The sequence below is a fragment of the Streptomyces chattanoogensis genome (genome assembly GCF_001294335.1).
Lineage (GTDB): Bacteria > Actinomycetota > Actinomycetes > Streptomycetales > Streptomycetaceae > Streptomyces > Streptomyces chattanoogensis.
Window position 1 is genome coordinate 86,953 of the sequence record NZ_LGKG01000024.1, and the last position, 15,600, is coordinate 102,552.

Genomic DNA, 15,600 nt, shown 5'->3' on the forward strand with positions numbered 1-15,600 from the left:
CGCCGCAGGCGCAACGGCGAGAAGAAACCGCGGTGCCGCAGACGACAACGTACGGCCCAGGCAAAGCGCAGCGGACCGGCGCCTAGCGAGCCAGTATCAGGCTCATCGCCTCGGCCCGCGTGGCCGGATCCCGCAGCTGCCCGCGGACGGCCGACGTGGTGGTCTTGGCCCCCGGCTTCCGCACCCCGCGCATGGTCATGCACATGTGCTCGCACTCGATGACCACGATCACGCCGCGCGGCTCCAGGATCTCCATCAGGGAGTCGGCGATCTGGGTGGTCAGCCGCTCCTGGACCTGGGGCCGGCGGGCGTAGACATCGACCAGCCGGGCCAGCTTCGACAGCCCGGTGATCTTTCCCTCCACGGAGGGGATGTAGCCGACGTGGGCCACGCCCACGAACGGCACCAGATGATGCTCGCAGCTGCTGACCAGCTCGATGTCCTTGACCAGCACCATTTCGTCATGGCCGAGATCGAACGTCGTCGTCAGGACATCCTCGGGCTTCTGCCACAGCCCGGCGAAGATCTCCTTGTACGCCCGCGCCACCCGCGCCGGGGTCTCCAGCAGCCCCTCGCGGTCCGGGTCCTCGCCGACCGCGATGAGCAGCTCGCGTACTGCGTTCTCGGCGCGCTTCTCGTCGAAGGTGCCGATCACGCCGTCGCCGTCCAGCGTCACGGGGTCCGTCATCTGGTGCCTCGTTCTCTCTGCGCCCGCTCGGCGCCCGCTCGAAACGCGGAATGCCGCGTCCCCCAGGCTAAAACCTGCGGAACGCGGCATTCATTCCGGGGCTCGTCCGAGCCCTTCGGTCAGCTCTCCGGGGTGGTGTCCTCGGAGGCTGTCTCCGTCTTCTGCGTCTTCTCCGTGGAAACTGCCTTCTCCGTGGAGACGGTGGCGGTGGTCGGCACGGAACCGTTGGCCGGGGCCAGCTCCCTGGGGGAGAGAACCGGCGGACGGCTGGACGGCGTACGCCGCGAGGAACCGGTCCACGCCGGGCGAGCCGGGCGCTTGACCACGTGCTTGAAGACCTCGGCGATCTCCTCCTTGCCGAGCGTCTCCTTCTCCAGGAGCGTCAGCACGAGGTTGTCGAGGATGTCGCGGTTCTCGACGAGGATCTCCCACGCTTCGTTGTGGGCGGTCTCGATGAGCTTCTTGACCTCCTCGTCGACCAGTGCGGCGACCTCCTCGGAGTAGTCGCGCTGGTGGGACATCTCACGGCCCAGGAACGGCTCGGAGTTGTCGGAGCCGAACTTGATCGCGCCGAGCCGCTCGGTCATGCCGTACTGCGTGACCATCGCGCGGGCCGTTGCGGTGGCCTTCTCGATGTCGTTGGCGGCACCGGTGGTCGGGTCGTGGAAGACCAGCTCCTCCGCCGCGCGCCCGCCCAGCATGTACGCCAGCTGGTCGAGCATCTCGTTGCGGGTGGTGGAGTACTTGTCCTCGTCCGGCAGGACCATGGTGTAGCCCAGGGCCCGGCCGCGGGACAGGATCGTGATCTTGTGGACCGGGTCGGAGTTCGGGGAAGCCGCCGCGACCAGGGCGTGTCCGCCCTCGTGGTACGCGGTGATCTTCTTCTCCTTGTCGGACATGATCCGGGTCCGCTTCTGCGGACCGGCCACGACGCGGTCGATCGCCTCGTCCAGGAAGTGGTTGTTGATCAGCTTCGAGTCGCTGCGGGCCGTCAGCAGCGCCGCCTCGTTGAGGACGTTCGACAGATCGGCACCGGTGAAGCCGGGGGTGCGCTTGGCGACGGCCGTGAGGTCGACGTCCGGGGCGACCGGCTTGCCCTTCTGGTGGACCTTGAGGATCTCCAGACGGCCCTGCATGTCCGGGCGGTCGACGGCGATCTGCCGGTCGAAACGGCCGGGGCGCAGCAGCGCCGGGTCGAGGATGTCCGGACGGTTCGTGGCGGCGATGAGAATCACACCGCCCTTGACGTCGAAGCCGTCCATCTCGACCAGCAGCTGGTTGAGGGTCTGCTCACGCTCGTCGTGGCCACCGCCGAGACCGGCACCGCGGTGACGGCCCACCGCGTCGATCTCGTCGACGAAGACGATCGCCGGGGCGTTCGCCTTGGCCTGCTCGAAGAGGTCACGGACCCGGGAGGCACCGACACCGACGAACATCTCGACGAAGTCGGAGCCGGAAATCGAGTAGAAGGGGACCCCCGCCTCACCGGCGACGGCGCGCGCGAGCAGCGTCTTGCCGGTGCCGGGCGGGCCGTAGAGCAGCACGCCCTTGGGGATCTTGGCGCCGACGGCCTGGAACTTCGCCGGCTCCTGCAGGAACTCCTTGATCTCCTGGAGCTCCTCGACCGCCTCATCCGACCCCGCGACGTCCGAGAAGGTCGTCTTGGGGGTGTCCTTCGTGATCAGCTTCGCCTTCGACTTCCCGAAGTTCATCACCCGGGAGCCGCCGCCCTGCGCCTGGTTCATCAGGAACAGGAAGATCACCACGATGGCGACGAAGGGGACGAAGGAGATCAGCATCGAAACGAACGGATTCTGCTTCTCCGGGGAGACCGTGTATCCGTCCTTGATGTCGCCAGTCTGGTACTTGGCCTGCAGGTTCTTCGCCAGATCGACGCCCTGGTCGCCGATGTAGCTCGCCTGGATCTTGTTGGAGCCCTCGATCTTGTTGGAGCCCGACAGCTCGAGCTTGATCTTGTTCTCGTCACCGGTCGTCAGCTCGGCGGACTTCACCTTGTTGTCAGCGATCGCCTTGACGACCTGACCGGTGTCCACCGTTTTGTAGCCGCCGGACGAGCCGACGACCTGCATCAACACGACCACGGCGAGGACGGCCAGCACGATCCACATGACCGGCCCACGGAAGTATCGCTTCACGTCCATCCATACGGAGCCGTTTGCGGCCCCGTCCCTCCTGCCACAGTGAGGCACAACGCCCTCGGGAGGGCTGGTCGTGCGTACGGTGTATTACTGGCCCGAAAAAGAACTGCCTTCGGACGGTACCCCAGCATTGTCACCCGTCGCCTGCGCCGACAGTGAACATGCGGCCGGGGAATCCGTTCTCCCTGGTCCAACGGCGGGAGGCCCCGAAGGGTTCCCGCCGGGCCAGGGGAGCCGGCATCAGCCGCCGTAGACGTGTGGCGCGAGGGTACCCACGAACGGCAGATTGCGGTACTTCTCCGCGAAATCGAGGCCATAACCGACGACGAATTCGTTGGGGATGTCGAAGCCGATCCACTTCACATCGATGGCGACCTTCGCCGCGTCGGGCTTGCGCAGCAGCGTGCAGACCTCAAGGGAGGCCGGCTCGCGCGAGCCGAGGTTCGACAGCAGCCACGACAGCGTCAGGCCGGAGTCGATGATGTCCTCGACGATCAGGACGTGCTTGCCCTTGATGTCGGTGTCGAGGTCCTTGAGGATGCGGACCACGCCGGAGGACTGGGTGCCCGCGCCGTAGGAGGACACGGCCATCCAGTCCATCGTGACGGGGGTGGACAGCGCGCGCGCCAGATCCGCCATCACCATCACCGCGCCCTTGAGGACACCGATGATGAGCAGGTCCTTGCCCGCGTACTCCGCGTCGATCTTCGCGGCCAGCTCGGCCAGCTTCGCGTCGATCTCTTCCTTGGTGATGAGTACCGACTGAAGGTCGGTGCCCATGTCCTTGTCGTCCACCCGTGCCACTCTCGCTCGGTTCGGTGTTCCTGACCGGTCGGTCCCTGCGTCGGTCGATGATCCGCCGAACAGCCGTCATACGGCTGTCGTACGGCTCATACAGCGACCGATGGAGCTGGGCAGCGTGCTGCGGCTCAGCCCTGCCGGATGACCAGTCTGCCACCCTGCCGCCGGACACCGACCCGCCCGGGGAGATTGATGGCCCCCTGACCCCGCCAGGCGGTGATCAGCCGGTCCACTTCCTCGATGTGGCGGGCGAAGAGCGAACCGGCCGGCGCACCGGCGGCGACGACGGCCCGGCGCAGCACCCGGCGGCGTACGGCGGGGGGCAGTGCGTAGAGCGCGGCGACGTCCAGCGTGCCGGCGTCGTCGAGCACCGCGGCCTCGGCGTCGGCGGCCCAGGCGTCCAGGGCGTCGGCGTCGTCCCTCGAGAGCTGGGCGGTACGGGCGAGGGCCTCCACGACGCCCTTGCCCAGCGCCTTCTCCAGCGCGGGCAGCCCTTCGTGGCGCAGCCGCGAGCGGGTGTAGGCGGGGTCGGTGTTGTGCGGGTCGTCCCAGACGGGCAGCGACTGCATCAGGCAGGCCTTGCGGGCGGTCTGGCGGTCCACGTCGAGGAACGGGCGGCGGTAGCGGCCGTCGGTGCCGCTGGTCGCGGCCATCCCCGACAGCGAGCGGGTTCCGGAGCCGCGGGCCAGCCCCAGCAGCACCGTTTCCGCCTGGTCGTCGCGGGTGTGGCCGAGCAGGATCGCGGCGGCGCCGTGCCGTTCCGCGGCGGCGTCGAGCGCGGCGTAGCGGGCATCACGGGCGGCGGCCTCGGGCCCGCCCTCCTTGCCCACCTGCACGGTGAGGGTCTCTACGGGATCGAGCCGCAGGGCCTGCAGGCGGAGGGCGACCTCGGCGGCGCGGAGGTCGGAGCCTTCCTGGAGGCCGTGGTCGACGGTGACGCCCCCGGCCCGTACGCCCAGCTTGGGGGCTTCGAAGGCCAGGGCGGAGGCGAGCGCCATGGAGTCGGCGCCGCCGGAGCAGGCGACGAGCACGAGCGGCGGGTCGTGCCGGTCCTGCGCGAGGTGGTGGTTCAGTACGTCGTGGAGTACGCGGCGGACCGCCAGGCGTATCGCGGCGACCGCTGGATGGGGACCCATGTCCGTTTCCAATCGTTCAGCTGGAGCCTCGGAGGCGGACGGCGGCGGCGTCATGGTGTGGGTCACGCCGTCGCCATCACACAGAGTGCCTAGATGGTGACAGAGGCGGGAGGTTCCCCGAGCATTGCACGCCTATCCATGGACCACGGTCCCTCAGACGGGTGATTGAAGGGGCGCTCTTCTGCCGCACGGCGCGCCCGGCCGACGCGGCTCGCCTACGGTGCCCCGTCCGACTTGCGATGCACCCGCGCGATCCAGTCCGCCGGTTTGGCGATCTCCTGCTTGGTGGGGAGGGTGTTGGGCGACGTCCACACGCGGTTGAAACCGTCCATGCCGACCTCCTCGACGACGGCGCGCACGAACCGCTCGCCGTCGCGGTACTGGCGCAGCTTGGCGTCCAGCCCCAGCAGTTTACGCAGCGCCTGGTCGAGCCGGCCCGCGCCGCTGGCCCGGCGCTTCTGGAACTTCTCGCGGATCTCGGCCACCGAGGGCACCACGTCCGGTCCGACGCCGTCCATCACGAAGTCGGCGTGGCCCTCCAGCAGCGACATCACGGCGGTGAGCCGGCCGAGGATCTCGCGCTGGGCCGGGGTCTGGACGAGGTCCACGAGGGAGTGGCCGTCGTCGCCCTCCTCGCCCTCGGGCCGGGCACCGGCCAGCGACTGGGCGGCCTCGCGCAGCCGCTCCAGGAGGGCGCCCGGGTCGATGTCGGTCTCGCCGAGGAACGACTGGATCTCGCCCTCGATGTGGTCACGCAGCCAGGGCACCGCCGTGAACTGGGTGCGGTGGGTCTCCTCGTGGAGGCAGACCCACAGACGGAAGTCGTGCGGGTCCACCTCGAGCTCCCGCTCCACGTGGACGATGTTCGGCGCGACGAGCAGCAGCCGGCCGCCCTGCGCCGCGGCCGGCAGGTCGCGGGAGGCCGGGGCGAAGGTCTCGTACTGGCCGAGGACCCGCGACGCCAGGAACGACAGCAGCATGCCCAGCTCCACACCGGTCACCTTGCCGCCGACCGCGCCGAGGACGGCGCCGCCGGGGACGGTGGCGCGGCGGTCCTCCATCTTGGCCAGAAGCGGTTTGAGGACCGCCCGGAAGCCGGCAACGTTCGCCTTGATCCAGCCGGGCCGGTCCACCACCAGGACCGGGGTGTCATGCGGCGCATCGTCGGCCGCGCCGTCGGCCGCGCCCGGCTGTGCCAGGCGTGTGAACTCCCGGACGTGCAGTTCGGAGGACTTGGCGTGCCTGCGTAGTTCGGCGACGATCGCACGGGCCTCGTCGCGGCTCACCTCTGGGCCGGGGCGTACGAGGCGGGTCGCGGTCGACACCGCGAGATTCCAGTCGACCATCTCGGTTCCACCGATGCTCGTCATGGGTTCACCGTACGGGGACGTTCCACTTGGGGGTAGCCGACTTGGGGTTTCTCCGTACGTTGTTGTCTGCGGCGCCGCGGTGTCGTCTCGCCGTTGCGCCTGCGGCGGGCGGGGGGCCTCAGCGGCACCCGCAGTTCGCCACCGTCGAGGCCAGCCTGTCGAGGGCCTGCTGCGCCCCCTGGGGGTTGGTGGTTCCGCTGGTCATGAAGGCGAAGACCAGGAGGCGGCCGTCGGCGTCCACGACCGTTCCGGCGAGGGTGTTCACGCCGGTCAGGGTGCCGGTTTTCGCGCGTACGGCGCCCGCTCCCGCGGTCCGGGCGTAGCGGCCGCTGAGGGTGCCGGTGAAACCGGCCACGGGGAGGCCGGTGACCACGGGGCGCAGGGTCGGCTTGTCGGGGGCGGAGGCGGCCAGCAGGAGGTGGGACAGGAGACGCGCGGAAACCCTGTCGTCGCGGTTGAGGCCGCTGCCGTCCTTGAAGGCGGCGCCGGCGACGGGGAGGTGCTGGGCGGCGAGGGCCTCGTGGACGGCCTTGCCGGCGCCCGCGAAGCTCGCGGGCCGGCCGGCGGCGAGGGCGGTCTGGCGGGCCAGGGCCTCGGCGATGTCGTTGTCGCTGTAGGTGAGCATGCGCTCCACCAGGCCGGCGAGGGGCAGGGAGGCGACGGTGGCGATCCGGTCGGCCGTCTTGGGGGCCTTGGCGTACCTGGGGGTGCCGGTGACGGTGATGCCGCGGGTGTGGAGGAGGCCCGCGAAGGTACGGGCGGTGGCCGCTGCCGGGTCGCTCGCGCGAGGGGCGGTGCCGTGGTCGGAGGCGTCCAGGCGGGCCTCGTCCGTCATCAGGGGGGTGACGGGGGCGAGGTTCTCGTTGCGGCCGATGGGGTGCAGGGCCGGGCCGGAGTAGGCCGAGGTGTCGTAGCCGAGGGCGACTTTGGTGATCTTGCGGTGCTTGAGGGCGCGGGCGGTCTCGTCGGCCAGGGTGCGCAGGCTCGCGGGGTGGTCACCGGGGCCCTGCCGGGGGGCGCGTGCGGTGAGGGTGGGGTCGCCGCCGCCGACGAGGACGATGCGCTTGCCGTCGGCGACGACGGTGGTGTCGATGCGGTGGTCGGGGCCCAGAACGGAGAGCGCCGCCACGGCGGTGGCGAGCTTCACGGTGGAGGCGGGGGTCGTGGGCGTGCCCTGCTTGGCGCCGAAGACCTCGGCGCCGGAGGCGACGTCCACGACGGAGGCGCTGCGCAGCGGGCCGAGTTCGGGGGACTTGAGCAGGGGGGCGAGCGCGTCGGCCAGTCCGGCGTCGGTGGGTGCGGGCGCGGCGCCGCGGCCGGAGGGCACGGGGCCCCCTAGCGCGGGCAGTACGGGCGGCGCGTGGGGCACGGGCCGCGCGGCCGGGGCGTGCGTCTCGCCCCCCGCGCCGTCCGCGGCGGCGGCGAGCGTCCGCTCGGCCGTACGCTGGCCGGCCTCCCAGGGACCGGCCACCGCGACCGCACCGGCCGCGACCGCGAGACCGGCCACGGCGGAACCGGCCGTCAGCTGCCAGGTCCGCCGCCGCTGCAGCGGGATCCGCCGCCACCACTGGCGGGCGAAGAACCATTCATCGGCCACGAACGTCGCGGCAGCCCGCCCCGCGCCGGCTGCCCCGCGCACCGCGGACCGGCCCCAGCCGACCCACCTGACCTGCCACGACCTGGTCTCCGGCACCTCGGACCAGCCCCTTTCGCGATCACACACCTGCGTGAGGGACACTTAATCACCAGAAGTATGTGCTGATCATGGAGGAGCCACCCGTGGAGTTCGACGTCTGCATCGAGATCCCGAAGGGTTCGCGGAACAAGTACGAGGTGGACCACGAGACCGGTCGCATCCGACTGGACCGCCACCTTTTCACCTCGACCGTCTACCCGGCCGACTACGGCTTTGTCGAAGGCACGCTGGGTGAGGACGGCGACCCGCTGGACGCGCTCGTCCTCCTCGACGAGCCGACCTTCCCGGGTGTCCTGGTGAAGTGCCGCGCCATCGGTATGTTCCGGATGACGGACGAGGCCGGCGGCGACGACAAGCTGCTGTGCGTGCCCGCGTCCGACCCGCGCGTGGAGCACCTGCGCGACATCCACCACGTCTCGGAGTTCGACCGCCTGGAGATCCAGCACTTCTTCGAGGTCTACAAGGACCTGGAGCCCGGCAAGTCCGTCGAGGGTGCCGACTGGGTCGGCCGCGCGGACGCCGAGGCCGAGATCGAGGCCTCGTACAAGCGCCTGGAGGCGCAGGGCGGCGCCCACTGAGGCAGTCCGGCAGGTAGCCGTCGGCGGCCCTTCCGGGGCCCTCGTACGCCTGCCGTCAGGCCCTGATTTTCGTACCCGCAGGTCGTACGGAAAACACACGAACGGGCGGCACCCATGTGAGTGGGTGCCGCCCGTTCGCGTACGACGGGGCGTCAGAACCCGCGCGTCCGCTTGGCCGCCCGGCGGCCGCCCGCCTCCTCGGCGCCCGGCGCCCGCAGGAACAGCCGGGCCACCTCGCCGCCGAGGTTCACACCGACGGCGATGGCGAGCGCCAGCGAGGCCGCCTTGATCAGGGACGAGAAGCCGTCGATCAGATGGCCCTGGGCGAAGTTCAGCAGGCCGAAGTAGGTGGCGCTACCGGGCAGCAGCGGGCCGATGGCCGCGGTGACGTACGGCAGCGCGGACGCATAGCGGTAGCGGGACAGCAGCTGGCCGAAGAGGCCGACGAGACCGGCGGCGATGGCGGTGGAGGGCACCTCGTTGAAGTCGGCGGTGACCGCGAGGGCTCCGTAGACGACCCAGGCGACCCCGCCGTTTATCGTCGCGAAGGCCACGGTGTGACGTTCCTGCTGGAGCAGCACACAGAACGCCAGCGCCAGCAGCATGGACGCCATGATCTGCACCGGCGGCTGGTTGTAGAGCTTGAAGGCCTGTTCCGGGTTGACGTGCTTGAGCGCGGGGTTGAGCTGGAGCCCGACGTAGAGCACGGAGAGCACGCCGACGACGATGCCGACGACCAGGTAGCCGACCTCCAGAAGGCGGGCGGAGGCGGTGATGTAGTAGCCGGTCAGGCCGTCCTGGACGCCGGCGACCAGCGCCCGCCCCGGGATCAGCGCGAACAGCCCACCGGTGATCACCGCGGAGGCCTGCACGTTGGAGTGCGCCAGGCCGAAGGCGAGACCCACCGCTGCGGGCGGCATCGCCGCGACCACGAACTGGTAGAACTCCGGCAGCCCGCGCCCGGACGCCAGCCACGCCAGCCGGTCGCCCAGCATCGAGCCCACCGCGGCCGCGAAGAACACCAGCGCCCCGCCGCCGACCAGCATCGAGGCGGCACCGGACAGCAGCCCGGAGGCCAGCGTCAGCCCCCAGCTCGGGTAGGGGTGCCGGTTACGGCGGATCTCGGCGAGGCCGCGGTAGGCCTCCTCCAGGGTGATGCCGTCGGAGGTGATGGCGTCGACGAGCCGGAAGACGGCGGAGAGCCGGTTGTAGTCGACGCCCCGGCGCCGTACCGTCCGGCTGGCCGTGACCGGGTCCTCCACCAGCGACGGCTGGTACGAGATCGACAGCAGCGTGAAGGTGACGGTCGGCTCGACCCGCTCCAGCCCGTACGCATGCGCCACGCCGAACATCGCGGCCTCGACGTCCTCGGCCCCCTCGCCGCCGGCCAGCAGGATCTCGCCGATACGCAGGGTCAGGTCGAGCACACGGGGAATGGCCGGGCCGGCCTCCTCGTCGGCGCGCTCGATGCGCTCGGGCACCGGCCGCTCATGGATCGGCATCCGCAGCATCGTGCGCATCCGGTCCTGCCAAGGGGCTTCCTTGGTGAGGTGGATGGTGGGTATGCCGTGCGGCGGGGTGAAGGCGCTCATGGCGGTGGCGCCGACGGGCAGCGGGGTCTGCCCGGTCGTGCTGCCCGGCGGCGCGAACGCCGACCCCTCGTGCTCGGGCGGCGCCTCCGGTTTCAGCCCCGACGGCAGCGCGAACTCGGAGGTCGGGTGCTCATCCTCCGGGAGCGGCGGATACGGCACCCCCAGCGGCGGGGTGAAGGCGCTGTGCGCCTCGTCCGACTGCGGTTTGCGTTCCTCCGGCGCTCCCTGGTCCGTACGGCTGCCGCCGCCGGCCTTCGGGCCGTCCGTGCCACGCTGGCCACGCTGTGGGTCCGACGCCACTCTCTACGCTCCTCGTTACGCCTCCTGCCGACCGTCAGGGACACAATGCCTGATGCCGTGAGCGGGAGCCCGCGGAGGTCTGCCTCAGCGCTTGGCGTGCCGTCCCCGGCGCCCCTCCGCGCCGCCCCCCTGCGGCCGCTCCCCGACCGGTCCGGCGGCCGGCCGCGGCACGCCCGCCGCGGCCTCCTTCTTGGCCTTGCCCCGTGCGCGGAGGTATTCGATGGCGATCGGCACGACGGACACCAGCACGATGCCGATCAGGATCGCCTCGACGTTCTTGTGGACGAACGCGATATTGCCCAGCAGCGCCCCGGCCACCGTCACCCCGACACCCCACAGCAGCCCGCCGATGAGGTTGAAGGTGATGAAGGAGCGGTAGTTCATCCGGCTCACGCCCGCGATGATCGGCGTGAAGGTGCGCACGATCGGCACGAAACGAGCCAGGATCAGCGACTTGGGCCCGTACTTCTCGAAGAATTCATGCGCCTTCTCCACGTTCTCCTGCTTGAACAGGCGCGAATCCGGGCGCTTGAAGAGCGAGGGCCCGACCTTCCGGCCGAAGAGATAGCCCACCTGGTCGCCGAGCACCGCGGCGACGAAGATCAGTCCGCACACCAGCGCCAGCGGCTGGTCCATCTTGCCCGTCGTCACCAGCAGCCCGGTGGTGAACAGCAGGGCGTCGCCCGGCAGGAAGAAGCCGATCAGCAGACCGGACTCGGCGAAGACGATGACCAGGACGCCGAGCAGGCCGAACGTCTTGATCAGGAAGTCCGGGTCCAGCCACTGCGGGCCGAGCGCGAGAGTATTCACGGGGTGAAGGCTCCAGGGTCGAGGGCGCCGGATCGTGCGGTGCGCCACGGGGTGCGCGGCACGGGGTACGACGGGGATGCAGGCGCTGTGTGCGGCCCAAAGCTATCAACGGCGGGTGCCCGGTCATGGTTCCACGGCTGGCAGCCCCTCCCGCCCCGGGTGATCCTGGCCACAGAAACCAGGAGAAATGCGGCAGGCGCCATGCGGCGAGGAGCTACCGGAGGTGCACCCCTATGGGCATCGAGGAGTACGGCGGCGGACAGCACACCCAGTCCGACGTCCTGGTGGTCACGACCAACGACGTTCCGGGGTTTCACGTGGAACGGGTGATCGGCGAGGTCTTCGGCCTGACGGTGCGCTCCCGGCACCTCGGCAGCCAGATCGGCGCCGGCCTGAAGTCGATGATCGGCGGCGAGCTGCGGGGCCTGACCAAAACCCTCGTCCAGACCCGTAACCAGGCCATGGAGCGGCTGGTGGAGCAGGCCCGCGCACGCGGCGCCAACGGAGTGCTGATGTTCCGCTTCGACGTCACGGAGGCCGCGGACGTGGGTACGGAGGTCTGCGCCTACGGAACGGCCGTGGTCCTCGTCCCGCAGGCCTGACCCGTGACCCCGTACCCACCCGCTGTCACACCTGCCGTCACACCTGCCGGACGGCGTTGGCCAGCATCGCGTCCCGCATGTAGACCGCGAGCCCCGGCCGGATCTTCTCGTACGTGGCCGTGAACCGCTCGTCCGCCACGTACATCTCCCCCAGCCCGGTGTGCATCTCGTAGCTGCAGTCGTAGTAGCCACCGCTGATGAACTGCCGGTGCTCCTCGGCCACGTCCATCGCCGCCTCGGAATCCGCCGCCACGCCCTGCGCCATCAGATCGGCCATCTTCCGGTGAATGGCGTCGAATTCCGCCATCAGCCGCTTCCAGTCCTCCTTCGTGTACGAGGCCGTCCGCCGCTGCGACTCCTTATAGGCGTCGCAACCGCCCCAGCGCTCCGCGGCCTCCGCCGCATAGTCGTCCGGGTCGAAGTCCCCGAAGACCTCGAACTTCTCCTCCGGTGTGAGCCGTACGTTCATCCTGCGTGCCTCCATCGTGTATGCGACGGCGGCGGCCATCTCCTGGAGCTTGCCGATCCGCGCTTTCAGCACGTCGTGCTGGCGCCGCAGATGTTCCTGCGGGTCCGCGTCCGGATCGTCCAGGAGGACCGCGACCTCGTCGAGCGGAAAGCCGAGCTCCCGGTAGAACAGGATCTGCTGCAGCCGGTCGAGGTCGTCGTCGCCGTAGCGGCGGTGCCCGGCGTGATTGCGCTCACTGGGCACCAGCAGCCCGATCTCGTCGTAGTGGTGCAGCGTCCGCACCGTGACACCGGCGAACCGGGCGACCTGTCCCACCGAATAGCTCATTTCCGCGCCCTTCCTCTTCGGTACGCACTCCACGATGTGTCCTCACGCCGCGTGAGGTGCAAGCCCGCAGGCACCGTTCTTCTGCACACGTCCGCATGCGCACATGTCCGCATGGTGAAAACCCGTGAAGGGGTCTCCCGGCGGATGAGACCCTTCCCCACATGCTGGGGATAACGGATCTGTCCACCTATCTGGTGGGCCTCGCGCTGATCATTCTTCTGCCGGGACCGAATTCGCTGTACGTGGTCTCCGTGGCGGCCCGCCGCGGCCCGCGCGTCGCCTACCGCGCCGCGCTCGGCGTGCTCTGCGGCGACGCCGTCCTGATGACCCTGTCGGCGGGCGGCGTGGCCTCGCTGCTGCAGACCACCCCGATCCTCTTCGCCATCGTGAAATTCGCCGGCGCGGGATATCTGACCTGGCTGGCGATCGGCATGCTGCGCGGTGCCTGGTCCCTGTGGCGCGGCCGCCAGGCCCGCCGGGCGGAGCCCGCGGGCGAGCCGGCCGAGCCCAGGGAGACGGTCGAGCGCCCGTACCGCCGGGCCCTGGTGATCAGCCTCCTCAACCCCAAGGCGATCCTCTTCTTCATCTCCTTCTTCGTGCAGTTCGTGGACCCGTCCTACGCCCATCCGGTGCTGTCCTTCGTCACCCTCGGCGCCTGGGCCCAGCTCTTCAGCTTCACGTATCTGTCGGTGCTGATCTTCAGCGGTACGTTCCTGGCGGCCACCTTCCGGCGCCGCCGCAAGCTGACGGCCGGTCTGTCGGCGGGCGCCGGGGCGGCATTCCTCGGCTTCGCCGCGAAACTGTCGCTGGCGAGCGCGAGCAGTTAGGCCTCCGGACCGGGGGATATCGTCCCTGCATGACTCCTCGTCGCCTCGCGGTATCCGGTGTATCGGTGGTAGCTCTTCTGGTCATCGCGGCGACATTCCTCGTCTCCGGAAACGCGGTGCAGGTGGCACCGCCCGCTCCGGAGGCGAAAGTCCGCGGGATGTGCACCGCGCTTGCCGATGCCCTGCCCGATTCCGTGGCCGGCCTCGAGCGACGGGATACGGAACCCTCATCGCCCTTCACCGCGGCATGGGGCGATTCCGCGATCGTTCTCCGCTGCGGTGTACCGCGCCCGGCGGAAATGCTCGACACCAAGGCGGCGGGTGGCGAGATCCGCGGGGTGCGGTGGCTGCTGCAGACTTCGCCGGACGGCCGCCACCGGTGCACCACCGCGCTGCGCAAGGCCTACGTGGAGCTGACCCTTCCCGCGAAGTACGGCGACGTGGGCGCTCTCATGGATCTGGCGGCCGCGATCAAGAAGACGGTGCCGCGGATCCAGGACGGCGCCAAGTCCTCCTGACGCGTCAGAGCCGGCCGCCCCCGCTGGACGACCACCTGTTCAGCCGCCGCACGTCCGCCGCCAGCGCCGCGCGCCGGGCGTGGACCGCCCGGCGCTCCGCCCATTCCTCCGGGGTGAGGACGTACGGCCTGACGGCGCGGGCGTCCGCGCTGCACATCAGGTGGAGGGCGGACGGTACGCGGCGTACGCACACCAGGTGGCGGCGCTGCGGGCTCGGCGCCGCTACGCGCCAAGTGGCGCCGGTGGTCGGCTCGTTGAGCGGTGCCCGATGCTGGCCACGGCCGGGAATTAACCATCGCAGCAGCGATTCGAAGATCATCTGGATCAGGCCGATCACGTCGTCAACTCTTCTCGGCTGCCTTGCGGAGCGCCGTGGCCAGCTTCCGGGCGGTGGCCACGTTGCAGTTCCCGAGGGCGACGAGCGGGACGCCGTAACGGCCCGCGAAGCTCGGCAGGTCGACGCCGAGCGACGGCAGGGTGATGCCGTTGGCCCGGAGCGCGGCGTGCAGCGCGGCGGCGCTGTCGTGTACGTCGTCGTGGTGGTCGGGCATGTGTCGTACGCCTTCCTTTGCGCTTGGTGACGAATCCCTCACAGCGTGACGTCACCGGGCGTAGCGTGGAAGGCAATTGGGTTGCGCACGACAATCCGGCAAACCAGGTGGTGAACCATGCCTCCTCGCAAAGATCCCGACGCATCAGCAAGCGTCCCCTGCTTCTACGGCGCCGAGTTGCGCTACCTGAGGGAAGAAGCGGGCCTCACTCTCGAACAGTTAGCGGACGGCAGCTTTCGCGGCATCTCGTTCCTCAGCCAGATCGAGCGGGGCGAGCGCGGAATGCCGCTGGATCTGGCCATCCACTGCGACACGGTGCTCAAGACGAACGGGTTCTTCCAGCGTCGCTGTGAAGATGCGTAGAAGGCACGGCGGACCGGTCATCCCTCGTACTTCGCGGATATCCCGGACCTGGAGAAACAGGCGACGACGATCGAGGAGTGAGCGCCCTTCGTCATCCCGGGCCTGCTGCAGACGGAGGCGTACATCCGGGAGCTCATCCGGGTGGCGAAACCGTGGGAGGAGGCCGAGGATGCCGAACACAAGGTTCGTGCGCGCATAGAGCGCGCGAAGCTCTGGAAGAGCAAGGTCCGCCCTACGTACTGGGTGATCCTTCGCGAGGACCTGATCCGCAAACCGCTGCTTCCTCCCGAGCAGATGGCCGAGCAGCTGAAGCACATCGTCGAAGTGATCCGATCCACGCAGAGCGTTTTGCAGATCCTCCCGGACACAACCATCGGCTACCCCCTCATGATGGGCGGCGAAGTGCGGGTGATGACCTTCTCGGACGCCCCACCGGTGGTCTGGGTCGAAGGCACATTCAACGGCGAATCCATCGACTATCCACCCCTCGTGACGGACCATCGGAGGTCGTACGATCTGCTGAGGGCCGCCGCACTGCCACCCAAGGCGTCCCTGGCCCTTATCGAGGAAGCCGCAAGGGGATACAGAGATGAAGCCCAAGAACAAGCTTGACCTGAGCTCTGCCACCTGGCGGAAGAGCAGCCACAGCAACCCCGACGGCGCCAACTGCATCGAGGTCCGCGACGACCTCCCCGGCCTCGTCCCCGTCCGCGACAGCAAGGACCCGCACGGCCCGGCGCTCGTCTTCCCGGCCGCCAGCTGGTCGTCGTTCGTCACCGCCGTCAAGGACGCCGAACTGCCGGACGCCTGACA

At 69.7% G+C, this 15,600-nt stretch carries 16 protein-coding genes and 1 pseudogene; 6 read left to right on the top strand and 11 right to left on the bottom strand.

What is annotated here, in order from left to right; translation table 11 throughout:
* Positions 1-82: 82 nt before the first annotated feature.
* The 6 genes from folE to dacB form a co-directional block, all read right to left on the bottom strand.
* Complete coding sequence (folE, locus tag ADL29_RS06080) at positions 83-688, bottom strand: GTP cyclohydrolase I FolE (protein ID WP_046926757.1); 606 nt, start codon at positions 686-688, stop codon at positions 83-85.
* Between the two features lie 119 nt (positions 689-807).
* On the bottom strand, positions 808-2,850 hold the full coding sequence (ftsH, locus tag ADL29_RS06085) for an ATP-dependent zinc metalloprotease FtsH (RefSeq protein ID WP_053922701.1): 2,043 nt from the start codon (positions 2,848-2,850) through the stop codon (positions 808-810).
* Positions 2,851-3,087: 237 nt separating this feature from the next.
* Entirely contained in the window at positions 3,088-3,627 is a 540-nt protein-coding gene (hpt, locus tag ADL29_RS06090; protein WP_053922805.1) for a hypoxanthine phosphoribosyltransferase, read from the bottom strand.
* 149 nt (positions 3,628-3,776) lie between these two features.
* A complete protein-coding gene (tilS, locus tag ADL29_RS06095; RefSeq protein ID WP_053922702.1) occupies positions 3,777-4,784 on the bottom strand; it encodes a tRNA lysidine(34) synthetase TilS in 1,008 nt (335 codons plus the stop codon).
* Positions 4,785-4,999: 215 nt separating this feature from the next.
* Positions 5,000-6,154: a zinc-dependent metalloprotease gene (locus ADL29_RS06100; RefSeq protein ID WP_053922703.1), complete on the bottom strand. Its 1,155-nt coding sequence runs from the start codon at positions 6,152-6,154 to the stop codon at positions 5,000-5,002.
* 118 nt (positions 6,155-6,272) lie between these two features.
* Positions 6,273-7,847 (bottom strand): D-alanyl-D-alanine carboxypeptidase/D-alanyl-D-alanine endopeptidase, encoded by a 1,575-nt coding sequence (gene dacB / locus ADL29_RS06105; protein ID WP_053922806.1) that lies wholly within the window; start codon positions 7,845-7,847, stop codon positions 6,273-6,275.
* An 86-nt stretch (positions 7,848-7,933) separates the two neighbouring features.
* On the opposite strand from dacB, the gene ADL29_RS06110 reads away from it, so the two are divergent.
* Positions 7,934-8,428 carry an inorganic diphosphatase gene (locus ADL29_RS06110; RefSeq protein ID WP_053922704.1) on the top strand — a complete coding sequence of 165 codons (495 nt, stop codon included), beginning with the start codon at positions 7,934-7,936 and terminating at the stop codon, positions 8,426-8,428.
* 152 nt (positions 8,429-8,580) lie between these two features.
* On the opposite strand, the gene ADL29_RS06115 is transcribed toward ADL29_RS06110, so the two are convergent.
* Entirely contained in the window at positions 8,581-10,320 is a 1,740-nt protein-coding gene (locus ADL29_RS06115; protein ID WP_053922705.1) for a threonine/serine exporter family protein, read from the bottom strand.
* 84 nt (positions 10,321-10,404) lie between these two features.
* Complete coding sequence (locus tag ADL29_RS06120) at positions 10,405-11,130, bottom strand: DedA family protein (protein ID WP_053922706.1); 726 nt, start codon at positions 11,128-11,130, stop codon at positions 10,405-10,407.
* Positions 11,131-11,363: 233 nt separating this feature from the next.
* Between ADL29_RS06120 and ADL29_RS06125 the strand changes: the two genes are divergently transcribed.
* Positions 11,364-11,732, top strand: a complete 369-nt coding sequence (locus tag ADL29_RS06125; protein ID WP_046926764.1) for a YbjQ family protein — start codon at positions 11,364-11,366, stop codon at positions 11,730-11,732.
* Positions 11,733-11,769: 37 nt separating this feature from the next.
* On the opposite strand, the gene ADL29_RS06130 is transcribed toward ADL29_RS06125, so the two are convergent.
* Entirely contained in the window at positions 11,770-12,528 is a 759-nt protein-coding gene (locus ADL29_RS06130; protein WP_053922707.1) for a MerR family transcriptional regulator, read from the bottom strand.
* A 161-nt stretch (positions 12,529-12,689) separates the two neighbouring features.
* Between ADL29_RS06130 and leuE the strand changes: the two genes are divergently transcribed.
* A complete protein-coding gene (gene leuE, locus ADL29_RS06135; protein WP_053922708.1) occupies positions 12,690-13,355 on the top strand; it encodes a leucine efflux protein LeuE in 666 nt (221 codons plus the stop codon).
* A gap of 29 nt (positions 13,356-13,384) precedes the next feature.
* Positions 13,385-13,873, top strand: coding sequence for a DUF3515 domain-containing protein (locus ADL29_RS06140; protein ID WP_053922709.1), 489 nt, complete (start codon positions 13,385-13,387; stop codon positions 13,871-13,873).
* Positions 13,874-13,877: 4 nt separating this feature from the next.
* On the opposite strand, the gene ADL29_RS06145 is transcribed toward ADL29_RS06140, so the two are convergent.
* Positions 13,878-14,210, bottom strand: coding sequence for a hypothetical protein (locus ADL29_RS06145; protein ID WP_053922710.1), 333 nt, complete (start codon positions 14,208-14,210; stop codon positions 13,878-13,880).
* A gap of 4 nt (positions 14,211-14,214) precedes the next feature.
* Positions 14,215-14,424 carry a hypothetical protein gene (locus ADL29_RS06150; RefSeq protein ID WP_053922711.1) on the bottom strand — a complete coding sequence of 70 codons (210 nt, stop codon included), beginning with the start codon at positions 14,422-14,424 and terminating at the stop codon, positions 14,215-14,217.
* 117 nt (positions 14,425-14,541) lie between these two features.
* Here ADL29_RS06150 and ADL29_RS06155 point away from each other — a divergent pair.
* A pseudogene (locus ADL29_RS06155) lies at positions 14,542-15,399 on the top strand (helix-turn-helix domain-containing protein).
* Positions 15,377-15,598, top strand: coding sequence for a DUF397 domain-containing protein (locus ADL29_RS06160; RefSeq protein WP_053922712.1), 222 nt, complete (start codon positions 15,377-15,379; stop codon positions 15,596-15,598). The pseudogene ADL29_RS06155 and the gene ADL29_RS06160 overlap by 23 nt, the downstream one beginning before the upstream one ends.
* The last annotated feature ends 2 nt before the right edge of the window (positions 15,599-15,600 follow it).

Bases quoted from the DNA above. Each gene is read 5' to 3' on its own strand.
- folE (WP_046926757.1), bottom strand. From the start codon at position 688: ATGACGGACCCCGTGACGCTGGACGGCGACGGCGTGATCGGCACCTTC.
- ftsH (WP_053922701.1), bottom strand. From the start codon at position 2,850: ATGGACGTGAAGCGATACTTCCGTGGGCCGGTCATGTGGATCGTGCTG.
- hpt (WP_053922805.1), bottom strand. From the start codon at position 3,627: ATGGGCACCGACCTTCAGTCGGTACTCATCACCAAGGAAGAGATCGAC.
- tilS (WP_053922702.1), bottom strand. From the start codon at position 4,784: ATGGGTCCCCATCCAGCGGTCGCCGCGATACGCCTGGCGGTCCGCCGC.
- ADL29_RS06100 (WP_053922703.1), bottom strand. From the start codon at position 6,154: ATGACGAGCATCGGTGGAACCGAGATGGTCGACTGGAATCTCGCGGTG.
- ADL29_RS06125 (WP_046926764.1), top strand. From the start codon at position 11,364: ATGGGCATCGAGGAGTACGGCGGCGGACAGCACACCCAGTCCGACGTC.
- ADL29_RS06130 (WP_053922707.1), bottom strand. From the start codon at position 12,528: ATGAGCTATTCGGTGGGACAGGTCGCCCGGTTCGCCGGTGTCACGGTG.
- leuE (WP_053922708.1), top strand. From the start codon at position 12,690: ATGCTGGGGATAACGGATCTGTCCACCTATCTGGTGGGCCTCGCGCTG.
- ADL29_RS06140 (WP_053922709.1), top strand. From the start codon at position 13,385: ATGACTCCTCGTCGCCTCGCGGTATCCGGTGTATCGGTGGTAGCTCTT.
- ADL29_RS06150 (WP_053922711.1), bottom strand. From the start codon at position 14,424: ATGCCCGACCACCACGACGACGTACACGACAGCGCCGCCGCGCTGCAC.
- ADL29_RS06160 (WP_053922712.1), top strand. From the start codon at position 15,377: ATGAAGCCCAAGAACAAGCTTGACCTGAGCTCTGCCACCTGGCGGAAG.